At 49.2% G+C, this 22,337-nt stretch carries 14 protein-coding genes; 7 read left to right on the top strand and 7 right to left on the bottom strand.

Features of this window, described 5'->3' with window-relative positions; genetic code table 11:
- Positions 1 to 4: 4 nt before the first annotated feature.
- Genes LQ567_RS14720 through LQ567_RS14710 form a run of 3 tightly spaced genes read right to left on the bottom strand, consistent with a single transcriptional unit; the run spans position 5 to position 4,633 of the window.
- Positions 5 to 1,156: a DUF4249 domain-containing protein gene (locus LQ567_RS14720; protein ID WP_231005286.1), complete on the bottom strand. Its 1,152-nt coding sequence runs from the start codon at positions 1,154 to 1,156 to the stop codon at positions 5 to 7.
- Between the two features lies 1 nt (position 1,157).
- On the bottom strand, positions 1,158 to 3,923 hold the full coding sequence (locus LQ567_RS14715; protein WP_231005285.1) for a TonB-dependent receptor: 2,766 nt from the start codon (positions 3,921 to 3,923) through the stop codon (positions 1,158 to 1,160).
- Positions 3,923 to 4,633, bottom strand: a complete 711-nt coding sequence (locus LQ567_RS14710) for a hypothetical protein (RefSeq protein WP_231005284.1) — start codon at positions 4,631 to 4,633, stop codon at positions 3,923 to 3,925. The genes LQ567_RS14715 and LQ567_RS14710 overlap by 1 nt, the downstream gene beginning before the upstream one ends.
- 219 nt (positions 4,634 to 4,852) lie before the next feature.
- Between LQ567_RS14710 and kbl the strand changes: the two genes are divergently transcribed.
- The 3 genes from kbl (at position 4,853) to LQ567_RS14695 (ending at position 8,648) form a co-directional block, all read left to right on the top strand.
- Positions 4,853 to 6,040, top strand: a complete 1,188-nt coding sequence (gene kbl, locus LQ567_RS14705) for a glycine C-acetyltransferase (RefSeq protein ID WP_231005283.1) — start codon at positions 4,853 to 4,855, stop codon at positions 6,038 to 6,040.
- 72 nt (positions 6,041 to 6,112) lie between these two features.
- Positions 6,113 to 7,018 (top strand): hypothetical protein, encoded by a 906-nt coding sequence (locus tag LQ567_RS14700; RefSeq protein WP_231005282.1) that lies wholly within the window; start codon positions 6,113 to 6,115, stop codon positions 7,016 to 7,018.
- Between the two features lie 97 nt (positions 7,019 to 7,115).
- Positions 7,116 to 8,648, top strand: a complete 1,533-nt coding sequence (locus LQ567_RS14695) for a S10 family peptidase (protein ID WP_231005281.1) — start codon at positions 7,116 to 7,118, stop codon at positions 8,646 to 8,648.
- A gap of 151 nt (positions 8,649 to 8,799) precedes the next feature.
- Here the strand turns inward: LQ567_RS14695 and LQ567_RS14690 are convergent, their stop codons facing one another.
- Genes LQ567_RS14690 through LQ567_RS14675 form a run of 4 tightly spaced genes read right to left on the bottom strand, consistent with a single transcriptional unit; the run spans position 8,800 to position 13,636 of the window.
- Positions 8,800 to 9,858: a dihydrodipicolinate synthase family protein gene (locus LQ567_RS14690; protein ID WP_231005280.1), complete on the bottom strand. Its 1,059-nt coding sequence runs from the start codon at positions 9,856 to 9,858 to the stop codon at positions 8,800 to 8,802.
- On the bottom strand, positions 9,859 to 10,878 hold the full coding sequence (locus tag LQ567_RS14685; protein ID WP_231005279.1) for an NAD-dependent epimerase/dehydratase family protein: 1,020 nt from the start codon (positions 10,876 to 10,878) through the stop codon (positions 9,859 to 9,861).
- Positions 10,879 to 10,885: 7 nt separating this feature from the next.
- Positions 10,886 to 12,118: an Nramp family divalent metal transporter gene (locus LQ567_RS14680; protein WP_231005278.1), complete on the bottom strand. Its 1,233-nt coding sequence runs from the start codon at positions 12,116 to 12,118 to the stop codon at positions 10,886 to 10,888.
- A 6-nt stretch (positions 12,119 to 12,124) separates the two neighbouring features.
- The gene (locus tag LQ567_RS14675; protein WP_231005277.1) at positions 12,125 to 13,636 is read right to left on the bottom strand and encodes a PQQ-dependent sugar dehydrogenase; all 1,512 of its coding nucleotides are present in this window, start codon (positions 13,634 to 13,636) and stop codon (positions 12,125 to 12,127) included.
- Positions 13,637 to 14,030: 394 nt separating this feature from the next.
- Between LQ567_RS14675 and LQ567_RS14670 the strand changes: the two genes are divergently transcribed.
- The 4 genes from LQ567_RS14670 to LQ567_RS14655 all read left to right on the top strand — a co-directional run bounded on the left by LQ567_RS14670 (position 14,031) and on the right by LQ567_RS14655 (position 22,294).
- Positions 14,031 to 17,165, top strand: coding sequence for a SusC/RagA family TonB-linked outer membrane protein (locus LQ567_RS14670; RefSeq protein WP_231005276.1), 3,135 nt, complete (start codon positions 14,031 to 14,033; stop codon positions 17,163 to 17,165).
- Between the two features lie 10 nt (positions 17,166 to 17,175).
- The gene (locus tag LQ567_RS14665) at positions 17,176 to 18,780 is read left to right on the top strand and encodes a RagB/SusD family nutrient uptake outer membrane protein (protein WP_231005275.1); all 1,605 of its coding nucleotides are present in this window, start codon (positions 17,176 to 17,178) and stop codon (positions 18,778 to 18,780) included.
- A gap of 171 nt (positions 18,781 to 18,951) precedes the next feature.
- Positions 18,952 to 21,606 carry a DUF4962 domain-containing protein gene (locus tag LQ567_RS14660; protein WP_231005274.1) on the top strand — a complete coding sequence of 885 codons (2,655 nt, stop codon included), beginning with the start codon at positions 18,952 to 18,954 and terminating at the stop codon, positions 21,604 to 21,606.
- Positions 21,607 to 21,655: 49 nt separating this feature from the next.
- On the top strand, positions 21,656 to 22,294 hold the full coding sequence (locus LQ567_RS14655; RefSeq protein ID WP_231005273.1) for a GntR family transcriptional regulator: 639 nt from the start codon (positions 21,656 to 21,658) through the stop codon (positions 22,292 to 22,294).
- Positions 22,295 to 22,337 lie beyond the last annotated feature (43 nt).

Below are 22,337 nucleotides of genomic sequence, written 5' to 3'. Positions count from 1 at the left end.
TAAATTATTGAGGCCAGTAAGCAGGCCGTTGTGTGTTACCGCCCCTTGTCCTGCAATCCACACATACGGATGAGGATGAAAGGTATCCTTCTTCAAACGCCCCCCGTGTGCTATTCGAAACCGGGATCTGTGCACCCTGTAAAAATGCGTCACGCGTACTGTCTGCATTGGCAATGATAAATTTTGTTTCACAAAACTGGCGGAACGACCATCCCGCCGGGCTGTTTATAAATACGCGCTTCTGTGTGGGGGCTGTTGCAGAAATATATCCGATAACGATCTCTTTCGGATCGCTGATGCAATGTATATTCCCCCTCAATTCGGAGGGCAGAGGTCCAAAGATATCACCAATGGATTCGGTATTCTTTTTCATCAGATCATAGAACTCATAGGCGGCCTTATCCATGGCATATTGCCGTAACAGGATGCTGTATTTTACGGAAAGCCGCTCATCCCCGGAAGGGATCAGGTTCAGCGGTTGCTGGTAAATGACGTCGGAGGTGAGTTTGGCGGAGTTGCCGATATAAATACTGGAAGACCGGCCATATTTCCAGCAAAAAAAGATCTCTTCCTGGGGAAAAATGCGATTCCGCACGCCGGCTTTATCTGCATCTGGCGAAGCAGGATCATAAACCAAACCGGAATGGTAGGCGCTGCGGATCTCCCAGGTTTCATCAAAGTCCCAGCGGTAATACACCGAGCTGTTGCTGGGGTCGTGGGTATTTACATATAGCTGGGCGCCTTTATCGCTTTGCTTGTACCCGATACTGTCAATTTCGGGTGTTGTTTTTACGGCTACAAAGTCCGACAGGTATTCTTTGCCGCCCGTCCGGATCCGCACGCGGTAGCGGTTGGCGGGCGAAAGGTCCAGTACGCCCTGGTAATTGCCTCCTCCGCTCATGGTGAGGTTTTTGACCGAGTTATCGCTTCCTTCCACCGTAACGGTTGCATTGGTTTCGGGTGCAGCTCCTTTGCCGCCGTTGATGGGTGTGGTTCGGGATAACTGCAGGTTGGTGGCTGCATTCCCCGAAATAAGGGTGCCTTCTACCACGAGATAGTTGGTGTTTATTGAATCAATTTCAGGGTAGTACCGGTCTTTACAGGAAAAGCAAAGAACGATGACGACCAGCAGCGGTAAGAAATATCCCTGTTTCATTTTAAAAACGAATATTGTAGTTGATAAAAGGTATGGCGCTTCCGAAAATGGATAATTTGTATCCATTCACAATTCCCTGCTCGGAAACAAAGTATACCGAGTACGGGTTTCTTCTTCCCAGGAGATTGTACACGCCGATGGTCCAGGAATTATGCGTTTTCTGATGTATTTTATGATTCCCGTCGATATTCATTGAGAAATCGGTCCGGTAATAATCGGGGATCCGGTACTGGTTCCGGTCGGAGTACAGCATCCTTTCGGCTCCCTGGTAATAAAAACGGCCGATGGGGTACGTGATGGGCCTTCCGGTACTGTAAGTGGAATTCAGCGACAGGCTGAACCGGTGATTGATCCTGAAATTACCCACGATCGTCAGATCGTGCGGCTTGTCATAGTTGGCCGGGTAAAAATCGCCGTTGTTTACTAAAGAACCAAGGCTTTGGTCGGTAGAACGGAGCAGGATGCGTGAATAGGTATACCCGATCCAGCCATTCAGTTTACCCACTTGTTTTTTAACCAGGAGTTCTATTCCATAGGCTTTTCCCTTGGTATTGATCACATCGGTTTCGATATTGTGATTCAAGAGCAGGGTGGCACCGGGTTTATAATCCAGGTAATTTTTAATGTTTTTATAATATACCTCAATGGAAGTTTCAATGGTGTTTGATTTAAGATTCTTATAAAAACCTAAAGAAAACTGGTCGCCTGTTTGCGGCTTTATATTCGGGTCGCTCAGCTTCCAGATATCCGTGGGGGAGATTACCGTAGTGTTGGACAATAAATGGATGTATTGCCGTAAGGAGTTATAGCTGGCTTTTATGGAAAAACTGGGTGTAAATGCATACCGCATGGAAAAGCGTACTTCCGGACCCTGGTAGTTGTTGATGAACTTGCCTTTGCCGTAAGTAGTGGTACCGGTACGGGTTTCGTCCGTTATCGGCTGTCCGTCGCGATAATTGCTTACCGTTTGAGGACCCAGGTACGAATAATACGAGTAGCGGATACCGGTGCTGAAAGAAAGCTGACCGGTGGCGTTAAACCGGTGCGTGATATAGACCGCATTTTCTAATGCCCGCTGGGCACTAACAGTATCCGGTTGTACCAGCGATCCCTTACTGGCCGGGTCAAAGGTACCGGGATTAAGCAGGTAGGATAGGGAGTTCAACCCGAAATCGAAGGAATGCTTCTGGTTCAGGAAGTATACAAAATTGAGCTTCCCGTAAAACTGCCGGATATCAAAGAAAAGTTTAAAACCGTTTACCACATTGGAGTCGCTGTTGATACGGTACCGGTAATAGTCGTATCCTCCGATCAGTTCCGCCTGTAAACGGCGGGTAAAATTTTTCTTCCATTTCAAGGACAGGTTCCGGTTGGTATAACCATAGGTGGTATCATTATTCAGGTTAAACCGGTCGTTGCTGTAATAGGCATTCAGGTAAATATTGCTGCTGGAATCGATCCGGTGACTGATGCCGAAGTTCAGGTCCTGGAAGGATGCCCTGCTTTTATCGTATTCTTTGGGCAACAGGTCAATCAGCCAGTTGGCATAAGTGGTGCGCCCGCCAAAAATAAAGGAGGTCTTGTCTTTTACAATCGGACCTTCCAGTTGAAGACGGCTGGTGATCAGCCCGATCCCGGCAGAACCGGTCAGCTGTTTCTTATTCCCTTCCCGGCTGTTTACATCCAGCACGGAAGCCAGCCTTCCACCATACTTGGCCGGTACGGAACTCTTGTAAAGCTCCACATCTTTAACGATCTCGGGGTTAAACGCGGCAAACATGCCAAAAAAATGGGAGGGGTTGTAAATGGTGGCATCATTGAACAAAATGAGGTTTTGATCGGAAGAGCCGCCTCTTACGTTAAACCCGGTACTGGCTTCGCCTACTGTTTTTACACCGGGCAGGGTGGTAATGGCACGCAGGATATCGGCTTCACCAAATACCGTGGGAATGCGTTTTATTTCCTGGATGCTCAGGCGCGATACACCCATCTGTACATTGCGTACATTGCGGGTTTGGGTAGAAGAAACCACCACCTCCTTAAGCGTGGGTACCTGCTCCTGTACAGAAATGTCCATCCGTCCATCTGCATATACCTGCAGGTTCAGGTTGGTTTCCCGGATACCCAGCCCCATAATGTTGAGCACATGTTTTCCCGGAGGGATACTTAGGGAATAATTGCCGTAGGCATCGGAATTGGTGAAATATTCGTTGTCGATGGCTACGGAAGCATTCGGATAGGGCTCTCCGGTACGTGCACTTTTTACGTTCCCTGTTAGCAATGCCTGCGGGTGCCGGGGTGCATTCCGGTTGCCGATCTCATAAATCCGCTCTTCCGAAGTAGCATTTCTTCTTTGCTTATCACTCAGCCCGTAATCGGTTACCGTTACCGGTTTAAGTGCCGTTGCCGGTTTGCCTGTTTCCCGGTACAAGCCTTCCGGAAGGGAAAGCTGAACCCTCAGGTTTCCGGTGATATATACTTTCCTTTCCCGGTCATCGATGGAGTAGGTTAATGCGGTTCTGTTGAGCGCCTTTTGCAGCACCGCGGCCAGCGGTCCGGTTTCTTCGGGCCGCCTGATCTTTACGGAATCAACCAGGATGTGATCGTAATAAAAAAAGTAGCCTGTTTGTTGCTCCAGCTGTAAAAAATAAGCGGTTGCCGGAATGCTGTCTGTTCCAACAGCCCCCGGTGCTACTGTTTGGGCTACGGTTGAAGCGGCCGTACACAGGTTGAAGCCAATGATGAATATAAATAGCCTGTTTAACATTAGTCCTGGTTATAGAGTTGAGTGGCCGTCCGGATTGCTGCCTCAGGATTTTTTCTGAACCGGATATCGTTTTTCTTTAATACTTTATGAATGGCCGCTTTCTTCTCTTTTATGATTGCGTATAAATTTCTCTTTGAGTTTACCGGATAAAATGTTCCGTCTTTGTAGATGAAAAAACGGGTGTTCCAGATAAATTCCCGCTCGATCACCGATTGGCCGGTCGTTTCCTTGATCGTTTTCTTCCGCAGCGCCAGTGCTGTTAAGGTTCCTTCACTTAACATTTCATAAAAACCGCTGGATAGCAGGCTGCTGTTACCCGGTCCCAGTTTTACAAATTTTCGCTGGCCCAGTGTAAAACCGTAAAGCCGGTTATTGGGCAGGATCACCGGCATTCTGCCGGGATTGTCGACCATCAATTCGCCTGCAACCACATCGTATTTCAGTTGCACATCTTTATACCAGGTGCTGTCAAAAAATACAATTCCTCCGGTCCATTGATCTTCGTCGAGGAAAGGCGTTCCGGTAATGGTGGGCAGGTACCCCTGGTACAGACGGCCGTTGTAAATGGGCAGGTCTTTCCCGAATGTTTTGTAAAATGTTTCAGGCAGATAAGCGGGGGCCGTAAAAGACAAAAAACCATCCTGTTGAGCATGGAGATTGGCAGCAGTCAGGGTATACAAAAGCGTTAGTACAACTGTTTTTATTTTCATGACGGTCAACAATACTGTGTTGATGTAAAGTAATAAAAATAGGCTAAATGCGATTGCGGGACAAATTTTTCGGATAAATGTCCCGGCCGGGGCTGCATACAGGCCTCCGGATGCCGTTCAACCGATTGAACAAATCGCCGGAAAGCCTTCTTTTGTAAGCCTTTTTTCAACACCTTTGCGGGGTGCCCCAATCATGCTGCACAGTTAAATTAATTTTATATGAACGAGAATTTTACAAAACGGATCGGAGCCGAAGTTGAGGAAATCAAAGCTTCCGGTTTGTATAAAACAGAACGCATCATTGAAAGCGAACAGGGTGCGGAAATACAGGTGAATGGTAAAACCGTGATCAATTTCTGTGCAAACAACTACCTGGGTCTTTCTTCCCACCCGGAGGTCATCAAAGCGGCACATGCCACCATTGATGCGCGGGGATATGGAATGAGCAGCGTACGCTTTATCTGTGGTACGCAGGATATTCATAAAGAGCTGGAGGAAAAGATATCCGCCTTCGTGGGTACAGAAGATACCATTTTGTATGCCGCTGCCTTTGATGCCAACGGGGGTGTTTTTGAACCGTTGTTCAGCGACCAGGATGCGATCATCTCCGATGCATTGAATCATGCCAGCATTATTGACGGGGTGCGGCTTTGCAAAGCACAGCGGCTCCGGTATGAGCACAATAATATGGAAGACCTGGAAGCCAAATTGAAAGAAGCTTCCGGTGCCCGGAGCCGGATCATTGTTACGGACGGTTCTTTTAGTATGGATGGTACCATTGCCCAGCTGGATAAAATTGTGGAGCTAGCAGAACAATACGATGCCGTGATCATGATCGATGAATGCCACTCTTCCGGGTTTCTGGGTAAAACCGGGCGTGGTACCCATGAATACCGCGGGGTAATGGGAAAGATCGATATCATTACCGGCACGCTGGGTAAGGCCCTGGGCGGCGCTTCGGGCGGATTTACTTCCGGCCGGAAAGAGATCATTGATATGCTGCGCCAGAAATCAAGACCGTATCTGTTTAGCAATACCCTGGCGCCCTCCATTGTGGGTGGCTCTATTGCCGTGCTGGACATGCTTTCTTCTTCAACGGAATTAAGAGATAAACTGGAATATAACACGAAATATTTCCGTGAAAAAATGACGGCGGCGGGCTTTGATATTAAACCGGGCGATCACCCCATTGTGCCCATCATGCTGTATGATGCGGTACTGGCGGCCGATTTTGCGGCGAAACTGCTGGAAGAAGGCATTTATGTGATCGGCTTCTTTTTCCCGGTAGTGCCGAAGGGCCAGGCGCGGATCCGGGTGCAGCTAAGTGCCGGCCACGAGCAGCAACACCTGGATAAAGCGATTGCTGCTTTTACCAAGGTGGGCAAAGAGCTGGGCGTGCTGAAGTAAAAAAAGAGAGCGATGATAACGAAGGTTCACCAAGGCCGCACGGCTTTCGTGAACCTTTTTTAAAATAAGGATATGAAATACTTATCTGTTTGGATCGTACTGTTTGCCCAGGCGGTTGCCGCCCAGTCTGTAAAGCTGCCCGATCAGTATCCCTCACCCATGCAGGAAACCGTACGCAAACATGAGCGGATCGCTTTTGAGATGCAACAGGGGATTACCTGTACGCTGGACAGCATCTTGGCCAAACCGGTGTTGGTGTACATTCCCCGCCGGCTGAAGAAAGCAGCGGAAGCAGATCTCCTCATTCATTTTCATGGGATGGGCTATGTACCCGCCTATGCTGCTGAAAAATCCAAAACCAATCTTGTTGCTGTATCGGTAAATCTGGGATCCGGATCCGGGGCCTATGCCCGGCCCTTTCAAAACGATACGGTGTTTAAAAAATTGGTAATGGCCGTATGGCGTTCTGTTCAGGAGCAGCTTGGCAACCAGATCCGTCAGCGCCGGATCATTTTAAGCGGGTTTAGTGCGGGGTATGGAGCCATCCGGAGCATCTTGTCCGGCGCAGATGGTTTTGAAGCGGTAAACGCCGTATTGCTGCTGGATGGCTTGCATGCCAGCTATATTCCCGAACGGAAGGTACTGGCCGAGGGCGGACAGATCGACACGGCTGGTTTGGCACCCTTTCTGGCATTTGCCCGGCAAGCGGTGCTGCCGATTACAGGGAAGAAAATGCTGTTTACGCATTCGGAAATTTTCCCGGGCACATTTGTAAGTACTACGGAAGCGGCGGGCTACCTGTTGCAGCAACTACAGCTAAAGGCTATTCCCGTTTTAAAAAAAGGACCGGTGGGCATGCAGCAGATCAGTGAAGCGGGAAGCGGGCATTTCAAGGTACTGGGTTTTGCCGGCAATTCAGCTCCGGATCATGTAGATCATTTTCACGGGTTGCCCTTCTTTTTGGGATGGCTGCGTTAAGCGCGCCGGTGTTGCATGTACCGCTGGTATAAATGACGGATATTCCTTTAAAAAAAATCGGTAGGTTTGATCCATTCTTTCGCATTAAATAATCATCATGAATAAGATCCTTTGCTGCTGCTTTGCTGCAATGCTTACAGTACTTCATACGGTTGCCCAGGCTCCCAAACCGGCACCTGTAAAGCAGGAAGCTCCTGCGGAAACCCGGAAAAATGCATCGCCGGATCTGAGCTTCAATCCCGATGCGGTAGTAACCACGAATCATACGGTGACCATTAAAGGTCAGAAAGTGGCATATAAAGCCATTGCCGGTACCCTGCCGGTTTGGGATGAGGATGGAAAGGCCATCGCCGGTTTATTCTATACGTATTATGAACGCACCGATGCCGCTAAAGGCGGAAGGCCGCTGGTGATTTCTTTTAACGGCGGACCCGGTTCTGCTTCTGTTTGGATGCATATCGGTTATACCGGACCGGTACTGCTGAACATCGATGACGAGGGATATCCTGTACAACCTTACGGGTATAAAGAAAACCCGTATTCGATACTGGATGTGGCCGATATCGTATATGTGGATCCGGTAAATACCGGCTACTCAAGGATCGTGGGAAAGGATGTGGCCAAAACAAAATTCTTTGGGGTCAATGCAGACATCAAATACCTGGCAGACTGGATCAATACCTTTGTTACCCGCTATGATCGCTGGGGATCGCCCAAGTACCTGATCGGTGAGAGCTATGGTACCACGCGGGTGTCCGGCCTGGCGCTGGAACTGCAGCAGGCGCACTGGATGTACCTGAATGGTGTGGTACTGGTATCGCCTACTACCCTGGGTATTGAGCGGGGAACCGCAACGGATGCGGCGTTGCGGCTGCCGTACTTTGCTGCCACGGCCTGGTACCATAAAAAACTGGCCGCCAATTTTCAGCAAAAGGAACTGGAGGCTTTCCTGCCGGAAGTAGAAGATTTTACCATGAACCAATTGCTGCCCGCTTTAAATAAGGGCAGCCTGCTCGAAGAAGCCACCAAAAGATCCATTGCAGAAAAAATGGCAGCCTACTCCGGTTTGTCACAGCAGGTGATCCTTCAAAACAACCTCGACGTTTCTCCCAACCTGTTCTGGAAGGAGTTGCTGCGCAATGAAGGGTTTACGATCGGCCGGCTGGATTCGCGCTACAAAGGCATTGATAAACGGGATGGCGGGGAGCGGCCCGATTTTAATGCCGAGCTTACAGCCTGGCTGCACGCTTTTACACCGCCGGTTAACATGTACCTGCGAAATGAGCTGAATTATAAAACAGACTATCCGTACAATGTTTTCGGGCCTGTATACCCCTGGGATAACAATAACGACCGTACCGGGGAGAACCTGCGGAGCGCAATGTCCACCAATCCATACCTGCACCTGCTGGTACAATCCGGGTATTACGACGGTGCCTGCGATTATTTCAACGCCAAATACAACCTGTGGCAGATGGATCCTTCCGGACGGTTAAAGGACCGGATTCAATGGGCGGGGTTCCGCAGCGGACATATGATGTACCTGCGTAAGGAAGACCTGAAAACAAGCACGGAACAGATCCGGCAGTTTATAAAGGCCTCCATTCCCAGCAAGGCCGCAAAGTATTAAGCCGATCTTTTTATAGTTACAAAGGCACCAAGGCATAAAGATGTACAAGGAGCTGTATGCCTGATATAGCATTTACGGTACTCCTCTATGTAGCCCTGTAGCTTTAGAGTTGTAAGACAGCCTTATGCTGGCTGCCTGCTGTTTTATGATCTTATCGCCCCAACAAAAACTCCTTTACAAACGCGTCATCATTCAGCTCAGGATAATCCCGGTATACCCGGTCGATTTCTTCCTGTTGGCCTGGTGAAAGGACTTCATTGGGGTTAAGGCACCAGGTGCCCTCCAGCAGTCCCTGCCGCCGCAGTACTTCATGAATGCCGGGAATACAGCCGTGAAACTGATGCGCCGGGTCAAAAAAAGCAGCATTGCTGTCGGTAACTTTTATCGCTTTCGATAACAAGGCATCCGCCTGTGCTGTACCGGGATTGTGCTTATATCGTTTTATTTCTTCCAGCAGTTGTACCGCCTTCTGCGTCCATACGGCCCAATGGCCCAGCAGGCCGCCCTTAAAATCGATAGCCACTGTGCGGCCGTTCACCGGGAAGCGGTACGTGGTCATCAGGTCATTTACAATATTGTCGTCATTGCCGGTATACATGGCTACTTCGCTGTTCCGGCCGGAGTTGGCCAGGGCACGCATCACATCCAGTGTCTGGTACCGGTTGAAGGAAGCGCATTTGATCGCCATTACGTTTTCGATCTCCACAAATTGCCGCCAGAAATCATAAGAAAAGATCCGGCCGCCCACGGAAGGTTGCAGGTAAAATCCAAATACCGGCAGGATGCGGGCAATGATCCGGGTTCGCTCCAGGATCTGTGCTTCTGTCCAGCCTTGCAGACCGCCCATACTCAGCAATCCCATATCATATCCATAATGAACCGCCACCCGGGCTTCGTTTTCTGCCTGGCTGGTGGGGCCGCAGATTCCGGCAATCTTCATAAACGGTCTTGTCAGTTTTGCCCGGTCCACCTCTTCGGATGCCCATTGCAGTACGGTTTCAAACAAATTGATTTCCGGATCGCGGATCTCAAATTGGGTGGAATGCACGGCAACAGCAATGCCGCCGGCACCGCTGGCCAGGTAATATTGTGTAAGCAGGCGCTGGCCGGCTTCGTCGATCGTACGGTCTTCAAACAATGCCAGCGGATGAGCGGGAATAACCAGGCCGCTATGAAGTTGTGCTTTGAGTTCGGGTGCTAATGGTTTCATTTAAAAATTTCCTTTTCGTTCCTGAAAATGGGTGTCCTTGTTCCATAATTCGCCGCCTTCCAGCAACCATTTGGCCGTGATATCGATGGCCTCGCGGATCGAGGTGCGGGGATAACCAAATAATTTATGACAGGCAGAAGCGTTGTTGAGAAGGGCTGTGGGAGCCGGCTGGTTGATGAATTGCGGTTCCTTGCTGAACCATTCTCCAAAGCGTTGTGCAATCCAGCGCACGGACAAGATCTCCGGACCGGTAACGTTTAACACGGTTGCCGGCGATGTACAATGCAGCAATGATCGTAACGCAATTTCATTGGCATCACCCTGCCAGATCACATTCACGTTCTCCGTGGTGAGGTCGATTGCTTTTTCAGCCAGTACGGATTTTGCGATCTCCACCAGCACCCCGTACCGGAAATCGACGGCATAATTTAACCGGTAGATCAGCACGGGTGTTCCGTTCTTCTTTGAAAAGTACTGGAAGATGCGTTCCCGGCCCAGGCAGGATTGTGCATATTCTCCAATGGGCGCCGGTTCCGTTTCTTCCGAAACACCGCCGTCCGTTACGGGTACAAACGGAAGCACATTCCCGGAGGAAAAAGCCACGATCCGCGAGTCTTTAAAATGTGCGGCCACTCTTCCCGGCAGGAAGGTGTTCATGGCCCAGGTAAAATCTTCGTTGCCGCTGGTACCAAATTTATATCCCGCCAGGTAAATGATATTGGGCACCTGTGGTAATTGCGGCAGGGCCTCGTCATCCAGCAGGTCGCAGGCAATGGTTTCCACACCTATGGCTTCCAGCTCCTGCCGCAGGGTTCCGGATGAAAAGCGCGATACGCCGATCACTTTTTTTGTGAGACCAGCTTCTCGGATCGCCCTTACCGCAAGGCGGGCCATGCTGGGACCCATTTTGCCGCCTACACCCAGCAGCATCAGGTCGCCATCTGTTTTTTTTAGATCTTCTATTAAAGCAGCTGAAGGCGCCAGCAGCGTGGTTTCCAGTTCTTGTACATTCGATTGCATAAACGGGTTACTTTATAAGTTTAATAAAATTACTTGCGGCCAGGATCAGCAATACCGCCAACCCTGTAATGGCCCACACTTTTGTGAAGGGTTTGTTTTTCTGCTCTTTCATGATCACGGGATCATTGGCTACCAGGAACAGGATGATGCCGATAAAGGGCACCAGGAATATGGTAATGCTTTGGGCAAATACGATAAGCTCCAGCGGAAGGTTACCAAATACATAGGCGATGACCGATCCGAAGATCATTACCAGTGAAATAAAAAATTTTACCGTTTTATTGTTCAGGTTGTTGCCAAAGCCAAATGTATCGCCCAACAGGGAGCCTCCCAATACGGCATTGCCGATGAGCGAGGAAAAAGAAGCGCCGAACAACCCGGCAAAAAAGAGATGGGAAGCATAGGTGCCCAGTAAAGGCTCCAGGGCCTTTCCCATTTCTGCGGCGGAGTTGATTTTAATGCCCTGGGGATGCAGGATATTACCGGCACAGGTCAACACGGCAGCGCTCATCAGGCCCAGGATGATAATGCCTACACGGCTGCCCAGGATCTCATTGCCCGAAAGCTGCTGTCCCGGCGATAGTTTACGCCGTGCCTGTACCAGGTAACTTTGATACAGTGCACCTACAATGGAAAAACAGGAGGCTGTAAAAGCAATCACGAGGCCCAGGGATCCGTCCGGGATACGCGGCACCAGGCCTGCAGTGATTTCTGTAAACGATGGCTGCAGCATTACGGCTGTAGAAAGAAAGGCAAACAGCATGATAATGATCAGCGCCAGCATGAGTTTTTCCAGCACCAGGAAAAAAGAGCGGAAGAACAGGAGCAGGATACCGATAAGGGTAAAAACGAGGATGCTGATTTTAGGAGGGATACCCATGGATTCGGAGAGGGACAGCGCAATACCGGTGGCGTTACCGGATTGAAAGGAAGTGGCCACAAGGAAAATGCCGATGCCGATGATGGCCGCCGTGGCTTTCCCGAATTTATTGCGGATCAGGGTTAACAGCGAAACATCACTTTGCGCACCGATGCGTGCGGCCATATTGGTAAAGACCATCATAAAAAAGATGGCGGCTATAATTACCCAGAGGAGGCTGAAACCATAATCGGCGCCCATTTTGGAGGTAATGGTCATCTTACTGGGACCAAATACCAGCGCGGCTGTAATGATACCGGGCCCCAGGATGGAAAGCCATTTTTTGAAAAAGGATTGCTTGTAGGGAGGAGTGGTCTGCATGTTGATTTACCGGTTGTTTTTTACTGTTTCCAATGTGATCGTATCGGATGCATTGCCGAAATTGCTACGGATATAGTTGGTAAGCACCCGGATCTCTTCGTCCTTTAAAAATGCAAAAGCGGGCATGGATGCATCATAATGTACGCCGTCCGAAGCGTTACCGCTTGCCCCGTGCAGCAATATATGTACTAGTTTATTTTTATCCCCGTTTACCAGCCTGGAACCGGCCAGGGAGGGGAAGGTGTTTAACAGGCCTTTGCCATCGGTTTTATGACAGGAGGCGCAGTAGGATGCATACAATGCCTTGCCGGAAAGGTTCTGTGCGGCAGCCGGCTTTTGCGGCCTTAATACGGGGGCTGTTGTATCCGTTGTTTTTTGCAAACAATAAATACCATCATCGTAGGATTTTGGAAATCCCTTTTGCGGATTCCAGTCCCGGTTACTGGTACAGAAATAAACCGTACCATCGGGCAGTACCAGTACGGAACGCAACCGTCCCAGGTAATTGGAAAAAAGAACCGCTTCATCGGTGATCTGTTGGCCGTTTGCCGAGAGGTGCAGGATCCTGAGCGACTGGCTTTTTAAGGTCGTCAATAGCAAACTGTTCTTCCATTCAGGGATGGCATCCGCGCCATAGTAGGCCAGTCCTGCGGGTGCAATGACCGGTGTCCAGGATCTGACCGGTTCTGTACGGGGTGATTTTTTTGCAATGGCAATTTCCTTTTCCGTATCATGCTTTCCTTCAATCTGCGGCCAGCCATAGTTCTGCAGCGGGCTTATCAGGTTGATCTCGTCTTCAATAGCGTCTCCGTGTTCAGAGGTATAAATGGTGCCGCTTTCCGATTGCGTGAGTCCCTGCATATTGCGGAACCCCCAGGCATATACATAACTGTTGGGGATGGGATTGTCTTTCGGGATGCTGCCATCCAGGTTTAAGCGCAGGATCTTACCGTTCAGTGCGGTGCTGTCCTGGGCAAAGGTATCGCTGGCGGCATCGCCGGTAGCCCAGTATATCTTTTGATCTTTTGCTACCATTACGCGGGAACCGTTATGCCCGGTACTGCCCGGGATGCGCAGCAAGCGCAGCGGGGCTTCCAGCTTACCGTTATTGTACGTGTAGCGTAACAGGTTTGAATAAATACTGTCGCCTGTTTTGCTGGTATAGGAAAGGAACAGGAAGTCTGGTCCCTGTTCCGGCTGATACAGGGCCATGCCCAGCAGCCCTGTGGTGCGCTGATGATATACCTCCGTTATCCGTGCCACCGGAGAAACCCGATGGGTATTCAGGTCCAGCCGTTTGATCACACCGGCGATCTCGGAAAACAGGATGGCATGTGCTTTCCGGTCGTACTCCAGGTCCCAGGGCACCTCCAGGTGGTCTGCTACCCTGGTTAGGGATACTGCTGTTTGACCGAGTTGGATCGTATTCAATACCGGCGGTTCTTTTTTCTTTTCGATATGGCAGGAGGCGAAAAGAGCTGCCACAGATAATAAAACAGGTAATGCTGCAAGCCGCATAGTGTGGAATTTTAAGCGTTGTTTTATGATTCCCGAACCAAATCTAATTATTTAATTTTATATACAAAAATTGAATTATTTTGTATACATATTTTTAGTTGGTTTTTTCTGTCTCTAGGCGGATTGTATCTTAATATATTGATTTTCAGTTGTATGTGATATTTAAAATTGCCTCGGTTAACCAAAGAAAAATTAATATAAAAATAAAAATAAATTTTGTTTGTTTACAAAAAGACATTAATATTGTATACAGTATTAACGAATACTTGATTGCGATTTCTCTTGTTTATTGTTTTCCGGAACCGGTATTTCGAACAGCCACAAGATGGCTGATGCTAAGGAATGAAAGCCCAAAATTAATTTGTTTGGAAAATTATTTTTAACACGATTATTCATGAACCCAAACTCACGCAGAATCAGGAACATGCTTTTAGGAAAGTACGTTTTATGGGCACTCCCCCTTGTTGCGTTAACAGGCAACGCTGCAACCGGTTTACCGGCATTTTCAAAGACCGTATGGAGTAAGGCAAAAGAATCACATGCTGTTTCCTCGCTGAATGATTCCCGGAACCCGGCCGTGGAGCTGGTTGTAACAGGCCGGATAACAGACGGCAACGGGGAGCCGCTGGCAGGTGTGGAAGTAAGCAATCTTTCGAGTAAGGAAACGGTGGTCTCCGGTAAAAACGGGGAATACCGCATCAGTGCAGCCCCGGAGGATTCGCTGCAATTTCGCCTGGTAGGATTTAAAACCCTCACGGTGCCGGCAAATGCTGCGGGCAATGTAACGCTGGAACCCCAATCCAGCGAAATGAATGAAGTGGTGGTAGTGGGTTACGGTACACAAAAGAAAGTAAATCTTACCGGCGCGGTATCGGTGGTTAAGTTTGGTGAATCGGCAACAAGCCGGCCAAACCTGAACCTGGCGGCTGCGCTGGTGGGTGCCGCCTCGGGACTGAATATTGCACAAACCTCTGCGGCTCCCGGGGCCGAGGGATTCAACCTGCTGGTAAGAGGCAAAGGAACGATGAATGATGCTTCGCCCCTGGTAGTCATCGACGGTGTGCCCGGAGCACTAAATGATGTGAATCCAAACGACGTGGAAAGCGTGTCGATCCTTAAGGATGCCGCATCTTCGGCCATCTATGGTTCGCGTGCGGCCAACGGCGTGCTGCTTGTTACAACGAAGCGGGGCCGGGGGGACAGGTTCACCTTTAATTATAACGGGTATACGGGCATGCAGGATGTGGCAAAACACATTGATTTCATAACGGATATGGCTACGCATATGGAGCTGGTGAATGAATCGGAAGGGCGCGAGAAATATGCGAAAACGCTGATTGATACCTGGAGAACAGAATCTGCTGCCGGGAACCCGCTGTACCCGAATACCGATTGGTATAATGAGATGTTGAAAAAAGGATTGCTTACCGAGCATAACCTGTCTGTGCGGGGAGGTGGCGAAAAAGGAAACATCGCACTGTCATTAGGCTATTTAAAGAATCAGGGTATTATTGACCATTCCGACTACACCAAATATAGTTTCCGGATCAACGCAGACATGAAAATAAGGAAGATACTGACCATTGGAGGTAATGTGTTCGGATACTGGGCGAACAGGGATCCGTTGGATGTGGCCAGCTTTTTTTCAACCATCAGAAACACCACACCAGGTGTTATACCAAAGTATGAAGACGGTCGTTACGGGGGCGAAATGTTCAATGGTTTGCCGGCAGGGGCCAACCCAAGAGCGTATGTAGATAATATACGGGGGCAATACGAGCGGCAGCGGCTGGGGATGAAATTTTATGGCATTGTAAACCTGCTGAAGAACCTGGAATGGGAAAGCAGCTTTGGATTCAATTATAATAACGACCGCAATTGGGAATATGCCCGGCCCTATTCGCTCTGGAACCTGCAGACAAATTTTGAGTATCCCAAAAAACCAAGCATCAACAGCTTGTTTAACGGCAGCAGAAGAGATTATACAACCGTGCTGAATACACAGCTGCGGTTCAGGGAATCCATTAAGGATGTTCATCATTTTACGGCATTGCTGGGTTTCGATCAGCAATACAACCGGATGGATAAATTCGACGCAAAGAAGAACGATATCCTGGGAGACGATGCCATTTACATTCTGGATGCCGGAACCAACATGGAGGCCATAAACGGATCCGGAACAGATGATGCGCTCCAGTCTTACTTCGGACGGCTGAATTACGATTATAAAAGCAAATACCTGTTTGAAGCCAATGCACGGTATGACGGATCATCGCGGTTTGCCCGGGATAACCGGTGGGGATTCTTTCCTTCGTTTTCGGCAGGATGGAGAGTGCTGGAGGAACCCTTTGCACAGCCGTTAAGGACAATATTCGATGACATAAAAATCCGGGGTTCCTGGGGACGGCTGGGTAATAACCGGATCGGAGATTATACCTACCAGGTTGTATACGGTTCTTACCTGTACCCGTTTGGGGGACAGATGCAGCAAGGGGTGGCGCCAAAAGAGATCGCTAACAGCCGCATCAAATGGGAAACCACAACGGCTACAAACATCGGGCTGGATATCGCAATGCTGAAAAACCGGTTGCTGCTGAGCGCAGAATACTTCGACAAAACCACAACGGATATCCTCACCAAAATTCCCATTCCACTGGTAATGGGGAACTTCCTTCCTCCCTGGCAAAATATTGCGGCAATGAAGAACCGGGGAATGGAATTTCAGTTAACGTACCGGAATGCAGCGGGGAAAAACTGGTCGTACCAGGTAAATGCAAACCTGTCTACCGTAACCAACAGCGTAAGCCGGTTTAACGGGGATACTTCGATTGACGGTACAACGATTACCCTCGAAGGCAAACCCTTTACCAGTTTTTATGTACTGGAATTTGACCGGATCATACAGGAGCAGTCGGAGATCGACCGCCTGGTTGCCGATGGATATACTTTTGGTACCTATGTAGGTGGCACTCCCAAGCCGGGCGATATGCTTTATAAGGATGCCAATGGTGATAAAGTATTTAATGAAAAGGACCGGGTAGTTAAAAATTATTCATCACTGCCCAAGTATACGTATGGACTGAATGTTAGCGTTGCCTATAAAGGCATCGACCTTAATATAGTGGGGCAGGGTGTTGGCGGCGTAAAGCAATACTGGGGCAATGACGGGTTTAATACCTTTAACCTGAACGAAGGCTATCTGCAGCGGACGGAAATACTGAATCGCTGGACCCCGGAAAATAAATCGACGATTTATCCACGCCTGCTTACTTCAGGATCGGCACTGAATACCGCTTACAGCGATTACTGGCTCTACAATACCTCCTACTTCCGGGTAAAGTCGCTGCAATTGGGATACGCGTTTCCCCGCCAGATGACCAACAGGCTTAAAATAGACCGGTTAAGGGTGTATGCCGACCTGGAGAACTATTTTACATTCACTGATTTTAAAGGATACAATCCGGAAAATTCCGGGATCTCCTATCCGTTGATGAAACAATGGATCATTGGTTTAAACATTGCATTTTAAAGAAGAAGCCATGATAAAGAAAATAATGATAGCAACATTGTCCGTACTTGTGCTGGGCTCCTGCAATAAGTTCCTCGACAGAAATTCGTTAGTTGGATTATCGGAAGGCGATTTCTGGAAATCCGAACAGGATGCTGTAACCGGTATCAACGCTATTTATAACGCCAACCGCGAATTTACAAACAGCATCGTGATCTATGGTATGATGGATGACTTTACCGATATTTCTTACCAGTCGTTCGCTACCGGGCTAACAACAGGGGTATTTCCCGCCAATGCCTCCTTCTACTCAACCTCCTGGGGCATTTTCTATAAGGGTATTTACAGGGCAAATACGGCGCTGAAAAAAGTGCCGGAGATACAAATGAATGAAAGCGTCAAAAACCGCACCCTTGGCGAAGCCGCGTTTTTCAGAGGGTATTTCTATTTTAAACTCTGGGATTATTTTGGCGGCGTACCGCTTTATGATTACCCGATGAACGTGGATGAGTCGTTTAAGCCGCGGAATACGGAAAAAGAGGTGTATGCGTTTATTGTGAAAGATATGACCGACGCCTACGCATTGCTGCCCGGCAGTTATGACGCGGCAAATAAAGGCCGTATTACCAAATGGGCTGCGCTGGCCATGCGGGGAAAGGCACATCTATGGGCCAAGGAATATGAAAAAGCGGCTGCAGATTTTAAGGAGCTGATGGAAAAAAGCGACCGGACATTAGTGGGCGATTATCATACCTTGTTCCGTGTGGCCGGCAATAACAACAGCGAGGTTATTTTTGATGTGCAGTATGTGGCGCAGCAGGGGAATGGTTTGGCCACCGACCGTAATTATGGTAATGCCCGGGGCGCTACAACCGGCTCCCAGCGTACACGCCCCACACCCAAGCTGGTAAATGAATATGAGATGAAGGATGGTACTCCGTTCGATTTTGCGAATTTCAAAAATGCACAGGGTACTGTATTTAATCCCGACAACGCGGCTGACTGGAAGGATGAAGCTTCGGTGCGGAAACTGTTTGAAAACCGCGACCCGCGTTTGCAAAAAGGCATTGTGGTACCCTGGTCTACCTTTAACGGAAAGGGCGGTATCGATTATTTGTACCGGTTCCCGGTGGTGACCTCCGATCCGGCGGCCTATGTACCGGTATGGACAAATGGAAGTTATGCCTGGCGAAAATTTGTAGAAACCGGATCGGTTTATACCTTACAGGACAATATGCCACAGAATTTTCCCCTCATCCGGCTGGCGGATGTGATGTTAATGTATGCGGAAGCAAAGAATGAATCGGCAGGTGTGCCGGACCAGAGTGTATATGATGCCGTAGATGCCGTACGGATCCGCGCAGGAATGCCCCGCCTTCCCGCCGGATTAAATAAAGAACAGATGCGTGAACGGATACGCCATGAACGGATGGTGGAGTTATGCGGAGAAGGACAGCGCTACTCAGATATCCGGAGATGGCGGATTGCCAGGGACGTAGTCGATGGAGTATGGATGACGGAGTTTACAGGCGTTAAAATCCGGCAAAGAGGCTTCCCGGATAACTACTACCTGTGGCCGATACCGCAGTCGGAACGAGATGTGAATCCCAATCTTACACAAAACCCGGGTTGGTAACCGGATCATTTTTGTAACCGAAAACAGGCATCCTTTGCCAGATGCTGATACAGGAAGATGTTTAAAAAGTTCGTAGTATTCATTCCCCTTGTTTTGTGCGGCCTGCTTTCAATAGGGCAGCGTCCGGCAGTGGTTTTCCTTCAAAAAGGGAAGATCAATAAAAACGCAGTCATGTTGCACAAAACCGGGGAAGGAGGGCTTGTGAAGCAGGGCCTGACGCTGAAGGAACCGGTTACAGATGGATATCCGGATCGGAAGGCAGATGTAGAGCTGGAACTTGAAGTGCCGGCAACGGGTTGGTATATACTGGAAGCGGAAGCCCAGCCCCGGGATCCGGAACAATTGAAAAAAGAAGATACAACAGGCCTGCTAACGCGCCTTGCGTATCTTCAGCTGGGCACAGCGCGGATCACAAAACGCATCGTTTATGATAGTTATAAAGGCGGTACACAGGAGCTGGGCAAGTTTGAGTTCGGGAAGAAAAAAGAAAAGCTGAAAATCTGGCTGCCCGGGAACCTGGTTTTTTATACCATCACTGTGAAGCCGTATATTCCCCCGGTTCCGCCCAAAGATGCGGAAGCCTATGTGCCCAGGGTATTGCCACCGGCTTCCCACCCACGCCTTTGGGTAAACAATGAAACCCTTCCCGTGATCCGGCAACGCCTGCAGGATACGGCGCACCAGTCTGCATGGATGAAGGTAAGGCAGGCGGCATTGCACAAGTTCGCTTTTGCATATGATCCGCAGCGGGAGGTCAGCTATAATGAAAAGCTGGAGCAGGCCATAGAAAGCAAGGCCTTTTATTTCCTGCTGGAAAAAGACCGCATGGTCGGAGCCGAAGCGGTGGAACTGATGGTGCACTACCTTTCAATGCTGGAATTCGGTAATATTACCTATGGGGATATTTCCCGCGAAATGGGCCGCGCTATTTATACCGCCGCACTGGTATACGACTGGTGTTATGAGCTGCTGAGCATCGAACAGAAAACGATCCTGCGCAGGCATATGCAGCGCCTGGCCCGGGATATGGAGATTGGCTGGCCGCCGTTTTTTGGCGTGGAAAGCATTGTTAACGGACATGGGAACGAAGCCCAGATCTGCCGGGATCTGCTGGCCATGAGTATCGCTATTTATGACGAAGACCCGGTGCCTTACAAATACACAGCCTACACCGTGCTGGAGCAACTCGTACCGATGCGGAAATTTGAATACCAATCGCCCCGGCATAACCAGGGCATTGATTATGGCGGTTACCGGTTTGGCTGGGAAATGCACGCTGCATGGCTGTTTTACCGCATGACCGGGTTTCCTGTATTTGATGATAATATAAAAGATCTGCCTTATTACTGGCTGTATATGCGGACCCCCGATGGAAAAATGTTGCGGGACGGGGATATGTTTAGTGTAAAGTATGCCCAAAGCGATAGTTTTTACTGGAAGAATCCGCAAACGATGTTATTGAGCTATGCCTACTCCGGCAACGCGCTGTTTAAAGGACAATTTCTCCGGCAGGGAGGCTTACCCGATAACCCGGTGTTATTTTTACTGCTGGATGACCCGGCCTTAAAACCGGATTTTGAACTGAATCGTTTACCGCGTACGCTCGACTTTGGACCGGTTCTGGGCTCCATGGTAGCGCGCACCGGCTGGGAGGAACAAAAGGAAAGTGGCAATGTGGTGGCCGAGATCAAGGGCGGCGGTTTTCATTTTGGCAATCACCAGCATGCGGATGCCGGCGCCATCCAGATCTATCATCATGGCATGCAGGTAGGTGACCTGGGTTTATACCTGTCCTATGGTTCGCCCTACGATTTTAATTTTAACAAGCGGTCGGTGGCGCATAGCATGCTGCTGGTACAGGATCCGGCGGAGCCGCTGCTGTTCCGTACAAAAACCAACGACGGGGGCACCCGTTTCAGCCAGCGGTTTCCCCGGACCGTAGCGGAAGTGCTGAACGATTCCTGGTTTCATACGGGATTTGTGCGTTCCTGTGATTATGGGCCAGACCCGGTAGCGCCTTCGTACAGCTATTTCAATGCAGATCTTACTGCGGCCTATAGCGCTAAACTGGAACAATACTCCCGCAGTTTTTTGTTCCTGGATCTGAAACGCCCCGATGTGCCGGCGGTGATCATGTTGTTGGATGAAGTAACCAGCGCGGATCCTTCTTTTAAAAAAACATGGCAGATCAATACCCTGAACCGGCCACAGGTTGCAGCCGGACGGTTTATTCTCAGCAGCAGCCTGAAAGGAAGAACAGGCACCACCTATGTAAACATGCTGGTGCCGGCTGCCCGCGACCGTAAGTACCAGGTATTAAGCGGCGATTCATCGGCCTTTGTATCGGGCGATCTGTATTCCGCAAGGTCTGCATGGCCGGAGGCCAAGGGTTCCCGCATCCTGGTGTCGCCATTAAAGGAAACAAAACAAACAACCTTTGTTACGGTATTCCAGATGGCAGAGGAAACACATGCCGAACTGCCCCTGCAGTTTACGGAAAGGGCCGGCTATGTACAGTTTCAGGTAGCAGATAAGCTGGTGGTATTGGCCCGGCCGGGAAGCTTGTTGCAGGAAGCGTTTACCTTGGAAGTACCGGGTGACCAGGAATACGAGGTCATTGTGGCAGGCTTGCGGGAAGGCTTCTGGAATCTTTCCGGTGCGGATGGAAAACTGAATTTTAACGCGGCGGTGCTGAAAAACAAGCACACCGTTTCTCTAAAAATGAAGGGTGGCCGCCTTGTCTTAAAGCCGCAAAGAGTATACAATGCACAGGAAGGGATCCTTAAAAATAGTACCAGCCTTTCCGGTGGTTTAGGGCAGAAATAATTAAATTGTGCAACTTAAAAGTGCATTCGCTTTTAAAAACTGAATGGGAATGAAAGAAGATTCGTTAGCTTATAAAGTATACCTGGAAGTTCGTAAAAAGATATTGTCAAACCAGCTGGTAGGCGGTGTGCGGCTGGTAGAAAGCAACTGGGCAAAGAAGATTAATGCAAGCCGGGTGGCGGTTCGCGAGGCGTTTATGCGCCTGGCCGGTGAAAACCTGGTGGAGTTTGGCGAAAAAGGCGGATGCTTTGTAAAACGGATGACCCTGCAGGATGTGAAAGATATCCGTGAGCTGCGCGAACTGCTGGAGGTGGGCGCATTGAAGATCCTTTTTACAAAAAAGAATAAGGCGCTGATCAAAGAACTGGAATTAATCTGTGATGATTTTAACGCAATGGTCAGCAAGGAATATTATGGAGGCGCCTGCGAAGCGGATATTAAATTTCATGAAAAGATCATTGAAGGTACCGGCAACTCCCGGTTGATCGCCATGTACAATAACAGTAATATCCCCCTCTTTCATATGAAGCTGGGTACTATGATCCGGCAGATGGAAGACTACCAGGATACGGGTAAGGAGCACCGGGAAATTGTAAATGCATTAAAACAGGACGATTGGCAGAAAGCCTATGATACCCTGGTAAAACATCTGGACCGTGGTGAGCATGAAGCCCTGGAAATGGTTTAAGATAACCTGCTCTTCCAGTCATTATTCACTGGTATAACCCGTA

Source organism: Niabella pedocola, assembly GCF_021044425.1.
In the GTDB taxonomy this organism is placed as follows: Bacteria; Bacteroidota; Bacteroidia; order Chitinophagales; family Chitinophagaceae; genus Niabella; species Niabella pedocola.
The sequence above is the reverse complement of the archived record's forward strand: the minus strand, read 5'-3'. Positions and strand labels throughout refer to the sequence as shown.